Below are 15030 nucleotides of genomic sequence, written 5' to 3' on the forward strand. Positions count from 1 at the left end.
ACAGAGCGTGTGCGGAAGGATTTGCCAAGCGCCCCGCGCGCATGCTATAATAACAAAATACCAGAAGCGTGGGCATGCCAGAGAAAGGGGGCCGCGGCCCATGTTCCATCACAAAAAAAGAGCCCGGGCGCCGCAGCTCACCCACCGCCAGATCAACCGGCTGATGCCGTTCACGGGCGCGCCGCTGTTCCACGCGCTCCAGCTGCTTGCGACCGGCGATTCCGCGCGCTTCCATATGCCGGGGCATAAGGGCGAGCCGCTGTTCAACAGCTATGCGGAGATATTCGCCATCGATTTCACCGAAACCTACGGCACGGGCAACCTGTACCTGGGCGACGGGCCGATCCGCGACGCCGAGGTCGCCGCGGCGCGCTATTTCGGCGTGGACGACTGCTTTTTTCTGACCGGCGGCTCGACCCAGGGCGTCCTCGCCATGCTTGCGGCCGCCGTGGGGGAGGGCGGCAGCGTGCTGCTGGACCGCGAATGCCACAAGTCGGTCTGCTACGCCTGCGCGCTGCTGGATATCACACCGCATTTTATCTCCGCGCCGCTTATCGAGCCGTTCGCGGTGTCGGGCGCGCTGCCCGTGGACGCGGCCGAGCGGGCGCTGCTCGACCATCCGGAGATCCGCGCCGTGCTGCTCACCTCTCCCACCTATTACGGCGTGTGCCGCGCGATACCGGCGTTCGCGGATCTGTGCCGCGCATACGGCAGGCTTCTGCTGGTCGACGGGGCGCACGGCGCGCATTTTCCGGCGCTCGGCCTGCCCGCGCCGGTCGCGGAGGGCGCGGACATGGCGGTGCTCTCCATGCACAAAACGCTGCCCTGTCTGGGGCAGGGGGCGGTCCTTCTGGCCGGCGCGGGCGCGGATAAGCGCGCGCTGCGCGAAAATACCGCGCTGTTCGGCACTTCCAGCCCGTCATACCCGATCATGGCGTCCATCGACCTGGCGCGCGCCTACACCGAAGGCCCGGGCCGAGCCGCCTACCGCCGCGCGGCGGAAACCTGCGGCGACCTGCGGGATTATATCGCGCGCCGCACCCGCTTCACACCGTTGGCCGAGAGCGATTTCCCCGCGCTCGACCCCCTGCCGCCTGACGGTCTGCACCGCGGGTACGGATATCACCGGCCGTCGCCTGGCCGACATGCTTTGGAGCGAATACGGCGTGGCCTGTGAGATGGCGGACGACCGCAACGCCGTGTTCATTCTGACCGGCGCGGATACCGGCGCCTCGATCTACCGCCTGCGCCGCGGCCTGCGCTGCCTGTCCGGCCGGCGACGGGAGGAGCCGCTTCCCTTGGCGGCCGCGCCCTTCCCGCCCGCTGCGCGCGTCATGCCCGTGCGGCAGGCGTGGTTTTCGCACACCGGCCGCGTCGCGCCCGCTGCGGCCGAGGGGCTGGTCTGCGCGCGGCCGGTCACGCCCTATCCTCCCGGCGTGCCGCTGCTGTGGCCGGGGGAGAAAATTACACGGGCGCACATTGAACTTATTCGGGAAAGATGGTACAATGAAATAGAAGAAATCACCGTGGTTATCTCGCAGCAGAGCGGAAAAGGGGGACACCTTTTATGAAAATGGTACTTGCGATCATCAATTATGATGATGCACAGGACGTAATCAACAGCCTGATGAAAGCGGGCTTTTCCATCACCAAGCTGGCGACGACCGGCGGCTTCCTCAAGGCCGGCAACGTCACCATCCTGATCGGACTGGAGGAATCCAGGCTGGACGCCTGCTTCGACATCATCCGCGAGCATTCCTCCTCGCGCAAGCAGATCATCCCGACCACCGCCGAGCTGGGCATGGGCTTTTTCCCATCCACGCCCGTACAGGTCGAGGTCGGCGGCGCGACCGTGTTCGTGCTGCATGTCGAGCGGTTTGAAAAGCTTTGATCTCGTTTGACAGTCTGCCGGGCAACACGGCGCTCAAAAGCAGCCTGCGGAACGCGCTGTCCGGCCGTTTCCCGCAGACCGTCCTGCTTTCCGGCGACGATCCCGACGGGCTGAAGACGCTTTCCTGCGTCCTAGCCGCCGCGATCCTGTGCGAGAGCGGTGGGCCGAGGCCCTGCGGGACCTGCCTGTCCTGCCGCAAGGTGGAGCAGGGCGTGCATCCCGACCTGATGATGATCGATGCGGGCGACGAGGAGCTGAAGGTCGATCTCGCGCGCCGCATTAAGGCGGAAAACGCGATCGTCCCCAATGACGGGGCGCGGCGCGTGACTGTGATCTGCCACGCGCAGAACCTCAACCCCATGGCGCAGAACGCACTGCTCAAGGAGCTGGAGGAGCCGCCGGGCTATGCATTTTTCATCCTGGCCGCCGAACAGCCGGACGCTCTGCTGCAGACCGTGCGTTCCCGCTGCACGAAATTCGCGCTCGCGCCGGCCGGCGCAGCGGTTTCGGATGGGGAGGCGGCCGCGCTGCTCGCGCCGTATCTGACCGCTGTGGCCGCGCAGCGCGAGGAGCGGATGATGCTGGCCGCGCTGGCGCTCGAAAAAACGCCGCGCCGGACGCTGATGGGTGTGCTGGGCATTCTGCAGGCCGCGTTGCGCGACGCTGTGTTTTTCGCCAAAGCCCTGCCGCAGCCGCCTTTGCAGCCCGCGCTGGAAACCGAAGCGCGCGCTCTGGCACGGACGGTACCCGCCAGCCGCCTGCTGGCGGTATATGACTGGATTGGAGAGCTGATCGGTCGGATCGGCCGCAACGCCGCGGCGGCGGCAGTGACCTGTGCGCTGACAAGCGATGTATACCGCATCTGCTTTCTATAATATAGGAGGATATCAGCTTTTGACTACAATTATCGGAGTCCGTTTCAAGCCAAACGGAAAGATGTATTATTTTGACCCGCAGGACATCCCTGTGGAGACAGGGACGGGCGTGATCGTGGAAACCGCGCGCGGCCTGGAGTACGGCGAGTGCGTGCAGGCGAACACCGACGTACCTGACCAGACGGTTGTGCAGCCGCTCAAACGCATGCTGCGCGTGGCGACCGACGCGGACCGAAAAACGCTCGAGCGGAATAAAAAGCGCGCGGACGAGGCGTTTATCGTCTGCAAGCGCAAGATCGAGGAACGCGGGCTGGACATGAACCTGGTCACGGTCGAATGTACCTTTGATATGAACAAAATGCTGTTTTATTTTACGGCAGATGGCCGCGTGGACTTCCGCGAGCTGGTCAAGGATCTGGCCAGCGTATTCCGCACCCGTATCGAGCTGCGGCAGATCGGCGTGCGCGATGAAGCGAAGATGATCGGCGGCTTGGGCACCTGCGGCCGCGAGCTGTGCTGCTCCTCTTATCTGGAGGACTTCCATCCGGTTTCGATCAATATGGCCAAGGATCAAAACCTGTCGCTTAACCCTGCCAAAATATCCGGCACCTGCGGGCGGCTGATGTGCTGTCTCAAATATGAGCACGAAGCCTATGCCGAGCTGCAAAAGGTCACGCCCAAGCAGGGCAGCGTGGTGGATACGCCGGAGGGGCGAGGAAAGGTCATTTCCACGCAAATGCTGCGCGGCACCTGCAAGGTGCAGCTGGACGACAGTCCGGAGCATTCCCTGACCGAGTTCCAGTGCGCAGATTGCTGCGTGGTGAAGGGCGCCTGCCGCAACCGGCAGAACATCGCCGCGCTGGCCGAGGAGCGCCGCAGGCGGGAGGAAGCCGAATCTGTCCGTCCGCCGCGCGCAGAGCAGTCCGCTCAGCCGGGCAAGCCCGAACGCGCACCCTCAGCGGCAGAGCCTGCCGCGCCGGAAAGCGCTTCGGCTGCCGAAGGCGCAACCGGCGACGCCCCCAAGCGCCGTCGCAGACGCGGTGGACGCCGCCGCAGGAAATCCTCCGGTGGGGAAGCGCAGGCGTATCACGAAGAGAAGCCTGTAGAAGAATAAAATACGCCCCTCTTATAAAAGAGGGGCGTATTTTTATAATTATTCTTTTGCATGAATGAATACTCAAATTCCGACTGTTAAGACATGGAAATATAATCCAGGAAGTTCAAAATCAAAAATAAAAATAATAGTTGCAATTATGACCGATCCGTGCTATAATGCGGCATCAAAAAACATCAAAAAATTATTTTTAATGCCATCAGAAAAAGGTTCTCGCACTGGTGCTGGCGTTCGCATGCGCGTTCACCATGTTTGCCGGTGCGGCGTTCACGGATGAGGCCGATATAAAGGCCAAGGATGCCGTGAACATGCTGACGGCGCTGGGCGTTATCGAGGGCGACCCCGATGGCTCCTTCCGTCCGGACGCAACCGTTACCCGTGCGGAAATGGCGAAGATGATCTTCGTTGTCCGCAACAACTCCATTGATGATTCGGCCTACGCGAACAACTCTTCGAAGATGACCGACATCAACAGCCACTGGGCCAAGGGCTACATCAAGTTCTGCGAGTCCCAGGGCATCATCGCCGGCTACGGCGACAACACCTTCAAGCCCGACGCGACCGTAACCGGCGTGGAAGCTGCGAAGATGCTGCTCGTTCTGACCGGTTATGACGCAAACAAGGCTGGTCTGGTAGGCCACAACTGGTCCACCAACACCCTGAAGTATGCCGGTTCCGCCGGTATCCTGGACGACGTCAACTCCGGCCTGGAGCAGGGCCTGCCGCGTCAGTACGCCGCGCAGATGATCTACAACACGCTGGAAGCCAACCGCGTGAAGTGGTCCGACGATTCCCAGTCCTTTGACGACGTCCTCAACGGCGGCATCAAGGAGACTGTCGGCTCCGCTTACATGGGCCTGTCCTACGACGTAGGCACCATGACCGAGATGAGCAAGGACTCCCTGACCATCAAGATCGACGGCAGCTATGATTCCGACAACTACCACCAGTCCAAGGATTACAAGACCGTTTCCTTCACCAAGGTAGGCTCGGATTACTCCAAGCTGCTCGGCCAGAAGGTCAAGGTCATGTTCAAGGACGGCAAGACCAACAACGTCCTCGGCATCTACGCGATCTCTGACAACACCTCCTACACGGTTGCTGCAAACGGCACCGAGAAGGACGGCGACAAGGTCAAGTTCGGCGGCTCCTCCTACTCTGTTGAGTTCTACGGCGACGCGGACAACAAGACCATCTACGACTCCAACAAGGGCGACGCGATCGCTACCTACATCGACGGCCAGGTTGCTGAAGGCACCACGCTCGACGAGCTGGACAACAACAAGCTGAACCCGAACATGTACACGTTCGTCGATACCGACGGCAACGGCAAGATTGATACCCTGAACGTTACCACCTACAACGTTGCCAAGGTATCCTACGCTTCTTCCGACAAGATCATTGCCAGCGGCAAGACCTACAAGACCGCGGATGAGAACATCGCGGACGGTATCGCCAAGGACGACTGGGTCGTTATCACCGAGAACCTGTACAACGACAACAAGGATATTGTTAAGGCTGACATGTCCACCGGCACCCTGAACGGCCTGCGCGACAACCAGTCTGCTAACATCTTCTTTGACGGCGGCGACGTTTCCACGAGCAAGGTAACCTACAACGAGTACCGCGTGGGCGACGACTGGTTCAAGGGCGCTGCGAAGGTTCAGTCCACCGCAAGCGAATCCGACCTGAACACCGTTAAGGCTGGCAACGAGGTAGAGTATGTTGTTGTCAACAACATCATGTTCTATGTCAAGCGCGTTTCCGGCAAGGCGGACGGTAAGGTTGACGAAGTTGCGATGATCGTCAACAAGGGCACCACTGGCATCGACAACGAAGTCAAGCTGGCGTTCTTCGACGGCACCACCAAGACGGTTGAGGTCGACAGCGACAGCACGATCAAGTGGGATGACCTGAAGACCGGCACCGTTTACGGCTACGACGTATCCGGCGACGAGTACAGCTTCGAGGCCCTGAAGGATGGCGTTGCTGACAGCAAGTACGAGGAGTACTACGGCGACATGACCTACATGGGCTCGCAGCAGACCTCCGGCACGAACGCATTCAACTCTCTGGGCAAGTACACCATTGACGACGACGCAGAAGTCCTGCTGTTCCTGCCGAAGCGCACCACCAACATTGGCGACGATGCTTCCGGCAACGATTCCAAGAAGATCTCCGGCAAGCAGTTCAAGGCTCTGGCTAACGGCAAGATCATTAACTCTTCTGAGATCTATGGCTTCTACGGCAGCATGAGCGGCATTGACCGCGTCGGCGCTATGGCTGTTGCAGTCAACAGCCTGGACGGCATCGTCAAGACCTGGAGCAACTACGGCTACATTGTTACCAAGCCCTACAAGGTAGACAACAGCACGATCGAGTACACCTTCTGGAACGGTTCTGAGAATGTAACGGTTCAGGAGGACAAGAACAGCACTTCCGACCGCGCGAAGGGCACCGTTATCGGCTACGATACGCTCACCGAGAAGGACGGCGTAAAGGTAATTGACGACGTGGATCATCTGACCGCTTCTGACATTACGTTCACTGCTGTAACCAGCGTAAACGACAAGAAGGATACTGCGATCTTTGCGAAGCAGCCGGTTGGCGCAAGCCAGTCTGAGCTGGACAAGGTAAGCAGCAGCGACGTATTCTACATCGACACCGATGCTGACAAGGATCTGGAGATCGGCGTAGAGGACGGCGAGATCAAGGAAGCGCAGAAGGTTGACGGCGACTACCTGGCGAACGCTCTGGTAATCGGCAACGACGACGAGATCGAGCTGCTGATCATCGATCAGGGCGAGTATCTGGACAACGACGTTTACACGGTTGACACCACCGGCGGCGTTGTTGACGGCGAGGATGCGAACGCTTCTGACGTCAAGATCGGCTCCATCAATGACGTGGCAGTTGGCGAGTCCGTTGATATGGACGTGACCGTTACGACCAAGAACATCAACAAGGGCACCTCTGTCCGCGTTTCCCTGAGCAACGCTGACGGCCTGACCGCTTCGGCTACCGATATCGACAGCGACGGCGAGTCCGTTGTGACCATCAAGGGCACCCCGAAGAAGGACGGCACCGCTACGCTGAAGGTAACGGTTGACGGCAAGACTGTTGACAAGACCTTCACCATCAACAAGGAAGCGAGCAACGTTGTCCTGAAGACCAGCTACGACACCACGGACGACGCTACTTTCGCCACCGTTAAGACCTACACCGGTACGGTTGGCTACCAGAACGCCTGGATGCTCACCCCGGACGTAAAGGTTGTTGACGGTCAGGGCACTGACAAGTCTGCTGACTTCACTGTGACCAAGAGCAACCTCTCTCTGATCACTGACAACAACGCTGCGGCGAAGACCTTTACGGTAGCGACCAAGGCCACCACCAAGGTTGGCGATTACAAGATCGTTGTTACCCTGGGCGATCAGAAGACCGAGCAGGCGATCAAGGTTGTTACTGCTACTCCGGATGTAAAGCTGAACCTGAACAAGCCGACTGACAGCAACCCGCTGTCTGGTGTATCGTTCTCTAACAATAGCGGCACAGGCTATGATGTCGGTGCCACTACCTGGGAGAAGAGCGATGATGGCCAGAGCGGCTGGGCGTCTGACAATGGCAACGCAGCAACTGGCAAGTGGTATCGCGCTACCGCTACTCTGACTGCGAAGGAAGGCTACAGCTTCACTGGTTTCTCTGCATCTGTAACGATCAGTGATTATAATGTAGTAGTCACTCCGTCTCAGGATGGTACGACCGCTACTGTAGTTGCTACTCTGACCGCTGCCCTGTAAGGCAATAAAAAAACCCCTCTCGAATGAGAGGGGTTTTCCCTTTTACAGCCCAAAGGCGATGTAACCGTAGGTTTTTCCGGATTCGTTGGGGTTGTTGCTGCGGTTGATGCTCATACTGTCCGATTCGGAGACGCGGAAGCCGTTTTCCGTCAGGTGGGACTCGGAAAGTTCCGGAGGGGAGCCACCGCAGAGCCTGTGACATACCGTTATCGTTTCCAGCATTTCAAAATTGCCTATCGTTGGCGCAAGTATGACCAGATACGGCTTAAAACCAAGGGAAATCAACCGGTTTTCCGTCCCGTCGCCGGTATAGGTGCCGTAAATGACCTGCGCCCTTTTTGGCATCGCCTGTTCCAGGCTGCTGACACGGTTTTTCAGCGCGGTGGTTTCACTGGTCAGCGCGGCCTGGGTCGCTTTCGCGTCCAGCTCGGCGGAAAGCTCCTCTGAGAGCATCTCCCGATCGATCGTGTCCCCGAACGTGTCCACCACGATGCCCTCCACACGCGCCTCCAGCCGCGAAGCCTCGTCGCAGATTCCGTTCACCGCCTGCCGCAGCTCCTCCGGACTGCTGTCGAACCGTGCTTTCAGCTCGTTTGCCGGCAGGCTCGGCTGGTCGGGCAGGTCGGTGATTTTGTGCTGGAACGCTGTGATTTTATGATCGCTGAATGACATGAAAAACCTCCTTTTGTTTGGGGCGGCCGGAGTTCCCCCTCGCGCGCGTTCCTCTGACCACGCGGGCGCGCGCGTGAGGGGTTCCCCGCCCGCCGTTTGCACCGACACGGGAAAGTAAGCGTCTACCAGAATAGCAGAAACGGGAAAAAGCGCAAGGGCAAATACTTGCCCTTGCGCTTTCCGTTTTTTGGGCTATTATAACGGTTGCTTACTTTCCCCGCATGAAAAACCAGACGGGGCGGCTCCGCCCCACGCGCGCCCGCGCGCGCTGTCCAAGGAACGCGCGCGGGCGGCACCGACAAAAAGGAGGAAACCATGTCTTTTTCTGACCACAAGATCACGCAATTCACACACAAAATCACCGACCTGCCCGACCAGCCGAGCCTGCCGGCAAACGAGCTGAAAGCGCGGTTCGACAGCAGTCCGGAGGAGCTGCGGCAGGCGGTGAACGGAATCTGCGACGAGGCTTCACGGCTGGAGGCGCGTGTGGAGGGCATCGTGGTGGATACGTTCGGGGACACGATTACAGAAGAAATGCTGTCCGATGAGTTGGACGCAAACCTGATGCGGCGAAGCGACCTGTATTTCGGCACCTACACAGGCGATGGTGTGTATCCCCGCGAGATAACGCTGGGCTTTGCTCCCAAAATGGTGTTTATCATGCGCGCGGACGGAATGACCGGTTCCACCGGTTACACCTATCAGTTCCTTGCGTTTCCGGTCGAGGAGTCTGAACAACCGGACTATTGCCTGCTTACGCAAACCGGCTTTCGTCTGAACAGCCCCGGCGACAAGTCACGGATAAATGCCAAAGATATAAAATACGTCTATATCGCCTTAAAATGAAAAGGGAAAACCCCCTCGAAAGAGGGGGTTTTCTCTTTTTGTTGTGAAAAAATTACGCAACAACAGTGAACGTATAAGTTGCAGTTGCAATACCATTCGTTACACTGAACGAGTCAGCATCAGCATTCGTGCCTGCCAGAGTCGGAGCTGCGGTAGCAGTAATTGCGTAGTCTGCATCCGGAGTAAAGGTAGCGGTGATTGTAACCTTTTCACCTGCAACCGGAGTGTAAACAGAGGTATCTGCGCTCGGACGATCGTTAGCCACAATTTTAAACGAAGCCTTCACATTAGTGGTTTCATTTTTCTTGAGCTTGCCAACGATGGTATCCAGTACACCAGCCTTGACCTTACCAGCTTCGGTAAACGTTGTGGTGCTGTCGCTTGCAGTAACAGCATTCAGAGTGGCAACCGGCTTTGCAGTAACCTCAAAGGTATCTGTCAGCAGAACAGTATTGCCCGCCTTGATCTGAATATTATACGTGCCGATTGCGGTGGAAGTACCAACTGTTACAATGATTTCCTGCGTGCCGTTATTCTTTACAGCAAAGGTACCATCGCCAGAAGCAGTAATGTTGACGTTATCCTCAGAATTGATAGAGGTAGTAACATCGGCTGCATCTGCTGCATAGTTGGAAGCAGTCAAGGTGTACTTCAGAGTTGCCTCCGTACCCTTTGTGGTCGATGCATCGCCGGAAGTCTTCACAGCGGTCAGCTTGGGCGCATTCACATCATCCAGCTCAAAGCCGTCGAACGCGCCGGTGGAGTCGATGACCAGAACCTCGATGTCTGCATCGTCGTCGCCAGTCTCATCCATGATCCAGAACGCATTGACCAGGTACTTGTCGTCTGCGCCATCCTTGTACTTGGAGCCCTCCGGCAGCTTGTCGCCGTAGGTGTACTCCAGGCCGATCTTCTTGTCGTCGTCCGCCTTGGAGTCAACCAGAAGAACCGTGGTGTCCGCGGTTACGTTGAACTGCGCGCCATAGATCGCAATGTACTTGGATACGCTGGCTTCGTTGCCGCCGCGGTACATCTCGCCCTGATTCAGAGTATCACCCTTGTTCACATCATCCGCAGCCTTGATTGTGCCGTAATCCTTAACGTCGTTGATGATGCCATCCTCGTCGATATCGGAGTAGCCGATCAGGGTACCCTTGGCGCGGGTATCCTTGGAGTAAGAAATGTCCTCGGTAACGGTCACGTTCTCAGAACCGGTCCAGATGGTGTACTTAACGCCGCCGGAAGCCTTGACGCCCGCTGTTACGATGTAAGCGTAGTTGTCAGAGGACTCGCCGACCAAATCAGTGCTGCTGACCTTGATCGCCGCCAGCTTAACGCGGTTCAGACCATCCGTTTCCTTGGTGAATACCGCGGTCGCAGGTGCATTCTTAACACCCTTCGCGTCCTCGCTCAGGGACTTGAACTGCTTGCCGTTGATCTGCTTGGAGCGGCCGAGCTCGGTGTACAGGATGATGACAGCGTCGTCAGCAACCTTTTCATTCGCGATTGTGTCGGTGTTGCCCGCGGTAGCGGTCAGCGTAGACGTATAATCGGTTTTGCCGTTGCCCAGCAGGGACAGATAGCCGTTGTACTTCTTGGAGTCGATTACTTCAAGCTTGCAGTCAGAATCCGAGCCGGAAACCTTGTAAGCGTTGCCGAGCTTGGGATTTACGCTGTCGTCAGACATGGTAACGGTCTTGGTGGTGCCGTTGAAAAAGCGCAGCTTCGCCTGATCGCCGTTGAGCGAATCAACATGGCTGGAAACGCCGACTACGACCGCGATGTCATCCGGAATCGCGCCGTTGCTGTCGTCCGCGCTGATGTCGAGCGCGATGCCGTTGTAAACGTAAGCCTTAACGGTGTCGCCAGTATCAACATCGGCCTCGTCCTTTGCGTTGTACCAGGTGCCGTCCAGCTCATACTGCCAGTAGCCGTCCTTCTCCTTGATGCCGGTCAGCTCGGTGGTCAGGATGTCCGCGCGGACGATGTCCTTGCAGTCCTCGTAGAGGTTCTTGGACATAACTGCAAAGTCGTCCTTGACGATCTCTTCGTCAATGTTCCCATCGTCAAACTCATAGGACTCGCCAGCAAAGGTGATCTTGTCAGAGCCGACATAGGTGACCTCGCCGCCGGTGTAGGTGGTGATGATCGCAGTGTCGATCTTGTTGTTGCTGTTGGTGTCAACAAAGACAACCTTGTTCATGGAAACCTTATTCAGGTTATTGCCGTCTAACATGGCGGTGTCGTCGAAATCGGTGATGTCAGTCTTGGCAGCAGTAGCGCCATCCACGATGACGTCGATCTGAACGCCCTTAGCGGTGCTATCCATGTCCTCAACCGAGTAGGAAGAACCGCCGAACTTGATCTTTTCGCCGTCCATTTCGGTCTTGTTCAGGTAGGTTTCGTAAACCGTGTTGTCCGAGATCGCGTAAACGCCGAGGACATTGTTGGTCTTGCCATCCTTGAACATGACCTTGACCTTCTGGCCCAGCAGGTCGGAGTAGTCCGTGCCTACCTTGGAGAAAGTAACGTCCGTGTACTTCGTGGACTGATGGTAGTTATCAGAATCATAGCTGTCGTCGATCAAGACGGTCAGGGAGTCGCTGGTGATCGTGGTCAGGGTGCCGTAGTCGTAGGACAGGCCCATGTAAGCGGAGCCGACAGTCTCCTTGACGCCGCCGTTGAGGATGTCGTCAAAGGAGTCGGAATCGGTGGACCACTTCACGCGGTTGGTGTCCAGCGTATTTGCGATCATCTGCGCGGCGTACTGGCGCGGCAGGCCGGACTCCAGACCGGAGTTGACGTCGTCCAGGATACCGGCGGAGCCAGCGTAACGCAGGGTGTTGGTGGACCAGTCGTGGCCTACCAGACCAGCCTTGTCAGCGTCGTAGCCTGCCAGAACGAGCAGCATCTTCGCAGCCTCCACGCCGGTTACGGTCGCGTCGGGCTTGAAGGTGTTGTCGCCGTAGCCGGCGATGATGCCCTGGGACTCGCAGAACTTGATGTAGCCCTTGGCCCAGTGGCTGTTGATGTCGGTCAGCTTAGAGGAGTTGTTCTCGTAAGCCGAGTCGTCAATGGTGTTGTTGCGGACAACGAAGATCATCTTCGCCATTTCCGCACGGGTAACGGTTGCATCCGGACGGAAGGAGCCATCGGGGTCGCCCTCGATTACGCCCAGCGCCGTCAGCATGTTCACGGCGTCGGTGGCCTTAATGTCCGCCTCGTCCGTGAACGCCGCACCGGCAAACATGGTGAACGCGCATGCGAACGCCAGTACCAGTGCGAGAACCTTTTTCTGATGGCGGATTATATAACAAAAACCCTTCTGTTATTTGATTTTCCGTATAAAATAACTAAATGGACAAACTTTTTTAAAAGCCTCTATTTTTTATCCGCAAAAGCCGCCTATGCGGGTTGCGCCTGTTTGGCACAAATGAGCCCTCCAAAAGTAAGAAAAGAAATTTGTCTATAACATACAAAACGGCCTCCCTTTTATGGGAGGCCGCACCGAACTCTCTCTATGCTTTTCTGCTGAGGCGCTGCTGCATATATGCATGCGCATTATTTTCCAGCGTATCATCCAACGGGGATAGCGGCTGAACAACATCGTATTTCCGTTGTATCGCCTTCTGCAGGATAAAATCACACAGCTCCGGATTTTTGGGAAGCAGCGAACCATGCGAATAGGTGGCGAACACATTTTTATAACGCGCCCCTTCGGTTTGATCCTCGCCGTTGTTGCCGTAACCGCTCAGCACCATGCCCAGCGGCGCGACATCTTCGCCCAGATAGGTTTTACCCGAATGGTTTTCGAACCCTACCACGATCGTCCCGCTGCTTTCCGGCGTTGTGCGGAACATATAATTGCCGATCATACGCTCTTTGGCGCCTATGGTATGGATATTGATTGCTCCGATAAAATCCATCTGACTGCCGTCCCAGGTTTTATAATACTGACCCAGCATCTGATAGCCTCCGCAGATCGCCAAAAACACCTTCTCATCCTCGACCGCCGCACGGATGTCCCGCGCCTTGCCGCCCGCCAGATCACGCAGAAGGACCTCCTGCTCGAAATCCTGACCGCCGCCGATAAAAAAGATATCGTATGCCTCGATATCCAGAGGCTGCCCGATCGAGCATTCCTCTATATGAGCCGCCATACCGCGTGCTTCCAAGCGCCTTTTCATCGTTATGATATTGCCACGGTCGCCGTAAAGATTGAGGATATCCGGATATAAATGACAGATATTCAGTTCCATTTCCCGTCTCCTCCATTATTCATAAAATGCCTTGATATCCGTATGCCGGCTGATCTCATTGCGCAGGTCGAACATTGCCGTATAGGTCGGCATCAGAAAGGCTGGCGTTTCATCCGCGCCCACGCGATCCAGCAGGGTCTCATACTCCCGCACGACCTCCAGTCTGTCTGTCCGGAAGCCGGCATATTTTAAGCGGAGCGCCATATCGTCCGCACGGACGCCAGAAACCAGGATCTGGGTGAACCGTTCCTGCTGTTCCGCCAGCGCCTCAAAATCAACGTCCCAAATCCAGCTGATATCCGTTCCGTCCGCAAAGCGGTCATTCAGAAGAAACGCCAGTTTATAGCTGCCTTCGTCATGCGCGATCAGGTTGATGACCTGATTAAAGCCCGCCGGATTTTTGACCAACATCATCCGTGCCTGTGCTTTGCCGAGTGTAAACTGCTCTGCGCGGCCAAAGCCGCATTCAAATTGCCCCAATGCGCTGACGGCCGTCTCATCGTCAATACCGGCGACACTGGCGGCCGCGGCCGCGGCCGCGGCATTATAAATATTGTAGCCGCCCGGCAGATTCACATGTACGTCGTACTCCCGTCCGCAGATATCCAGCACGATATCAGAGGCATCCGCACCAGCCGTCAATATCTGGGTGACCGCTATGGACGGCGTTTTTCTGCCATATCCGCAGTTCGGGCAATGGAACCCCCCCAGATGGCCGTATGTCACATAATCATACTGATACTCGGTTTTGCAGTGAATGCAGTAGGGGGCGTCTGACAGCTCGTGCGCCGCATGCGTATAAATCGGCACATTGACGCCAAACCAAACCACCCTGTTAGGGATCTTTTCAGCCAGCGAGGCGGTAAGCGAACAATCCGCGTTCAAGCACAGCACAGCGTCCGGAATATGCGTGATGCCTTCCCGAATAGCGTTGAGCGTATGGGTGATCTCGCCGTACCGATCCAGTTGATCCCGAAATATGTTATTGACTACCAGGCATTCTACCGGCAGGAATTCGCTTGCTTTCCGGAACGCGGCCTCGTCGCATTCAATCAGCGCATGGGTATACCGACATTTTCCGGAAAGGGAACAATACTGAGCAAATACCGCAATAATGCCGGTCAACAGATTTGCGCCGGATTTATTGGAAAAATATCGAAATCCTGCATCCGAAAACGCCTGTTCAATCATGCGGGAGGTCGTGGTTTTGCCGTTTGTGCCGGTCACAACGGTTACTTTGACACTCTGCGATAGCTCTCCCAAAATATTTTTATCAATCTTCAATGCAAGCTTACCGGGCAGGTTGGTCCCGCCGCGTCCCATTTTGCGCAGCAGCGCACCGGATACTTTGCATATTATAACGGCTATCCTGGTTTTGAGCTTCATAAGCTGCCCTTTCTGTTTGTAAAATGATATATAAAAGTATACCGCATTTTGTATCCTTGTACAAGCAGGGGAAAACAGAAATAGTGTTTCTGCACAAAATAATTGCAAAATTTTTTCTGAATCGTGGAAGCCGAATTTGGCTGTTTGTTTTGTTTATTATTGATTATCCAAAATTTCCCTAACACGG

Annotated in this window: 11 protein-coding genes; 7 read left to right on the forward strand and 4 right to left on the reverse strand. The window is 56.7% G+C overall.

Features of this window, described 5'->3' with window-relative positions; genetic code table 11:
• Positions 1-100 precede the first annotated feature (100 nt).
• The 6 genes from RX717_RS00245 to RX717_RS00270 all read left to right on the forward strand — a co-directional run bounded on the left by RX717_RS00245 (position 101) and on the right by RX717_RS00270 (position 7680).
• Positions 101-1177 (forward strand): DegT/DnrJ/EryC1/StrS family aminotransferase, encoded by a 1077-nt coding sequence (locus RX717_RS00245; protein WP_316960481.1) that lies wholly within the window; start codon positions 101-103, stop codon positions 1175-1177.
• Entirely contained in the window at positions 1167-1571 is a 405-nt protein-coding gene (locus tag RX717_RS00250) for a hypothetical protein (RefSeq protein WP_316960482.1), read from the forward strand. The genes RX717_RS00245 and RX717_RS00250 overlap by 11 nt, the downstream gene beginning before the upstream one ends.
• Positions 1568-1891, forward strand: coding sequence for a cyclic-di-AMP receptor (locus tag RX717_RS00255; RefSeq protein WP_107631313.1), 324 nt, complete (start codon positions 1568-1570; stop codon positions 1889-1891). The genes RX717_RS00250 and RX717_RS00255 overlap by 4 nt, the downstream gene beginning before the upstream one ends.
• Complete coding sequence (locus tag RX717_RS00260) at positions 1888-2766, forward strand: DNA polymerase III subunit (RefSeq protein WP_107631312.1); 879 nt, start codon at positions 1888-1890, stop codon at positions 2764-2766. The genes RX717_RS00255 and RX717_RS00260 overlap by 4 nt, the downstream gene beginning before the upstream one ends.
• A gap of 19 nt (positions 2767-2785) precedes the next feature.
• Positions 2786-3880, forward strand: coding sequence for a PSP1 domain-containing protein (locus RX717_RS00265; RefSeq protein WP_107631311.1), 1095 nt, complete (start codon positions 2786-2788; stop codon positions 3878-3880).
• 221 nt (positions 3881-4101) lie between these two features.
• On the forward strand, positions 4102-7680 hold the full coding sequence (locus RX717_RS00270; protein WP_316960483.1) for an S-layer homology domain-containing protein: 3579 nt from the start codon (positions 4102-4104) through the stop codon (positions 7678-7680).
• Between the two features lie 42 nt (positions 7681-7722).
• Here RX717_RS00270 and RX717_RS00275 read toward each other — a convergent pair whose 3' ends face one another.
• Complete coding sequence (locus RX717_RS00275; protein WP_316960484.1) at positions 7723-8352, reverse strand: hypothetical protein; 630 nt, start codon at positions 8350-8352, stop codon at positions 7723-7725.
• 315 nt (positions 8353-8667) lie between these two features.
• Between RX717_RS00275 and RX717_RS00280 the strand changes: the two genes are divergently transcribed.
• Entirely contained in the window at positions 8668-9198 is a 531-nt protein-coding gene (locus tag RX717_RS00280; protein WP_107631318.1) for a hypothetical protein, read from the forward strand.
• 52 nt (positions 9199-9250) lie between these two features.
• On the opposite strand, the gene RX717_RS00285 is transcribed toward RX717_RS00280, so the two are convergent.
• The 3 genes from RX717_RS00285 to RX717_RS00295 form a co-directional block, all read right to left on the reverse strand.
• Positions 9251-12448: an S-layer homology domain-containing protein gene (locus RX717_RS00285; RefSeq protein WP_316960485.1), complete on the reverse strand. Its 3198-nt coding sequence runs from the start codon at positions 12446-12448 to the stop codon at positions 9251-9253.
• A gap of 268 nt (positions 12449-12716) precedes the next feature.
• Positions 12717-13457, reverse strand: a complete 741-nt coding sequence (locus tag RX717_RS00290; RefSeq protein WP_054328568.1) for a type 1 glutamine amidotransferase — start codon at positions 13455-13457, stop codon at positions 12717-12719.
• A gap of 15 nt (positions 13458-13472) precedes the next feature.
• Entirely contained in the window at positions 13473-14843 is a 1371-nt protein-coding gene (locus tag RX717_RS00295; protein ID WP_107631320.1) for a Mur ligase family protein, read from the reverse strand.
• Positions 14844-15030: the final 187 nt, after the last annotated feature.

The sequence above is a fragment of the Intestinibacillus sp. NTUH-41-i26 genome (assembly GCF_032769475.1).
Taxonomy (GTDB): domain Bacteria; phylum Bacillota; class Clostridia; order Oscillospirales; family Butyricicoccaceae; genus Agathobaculum; species Agathobaculum ammoniilyticum.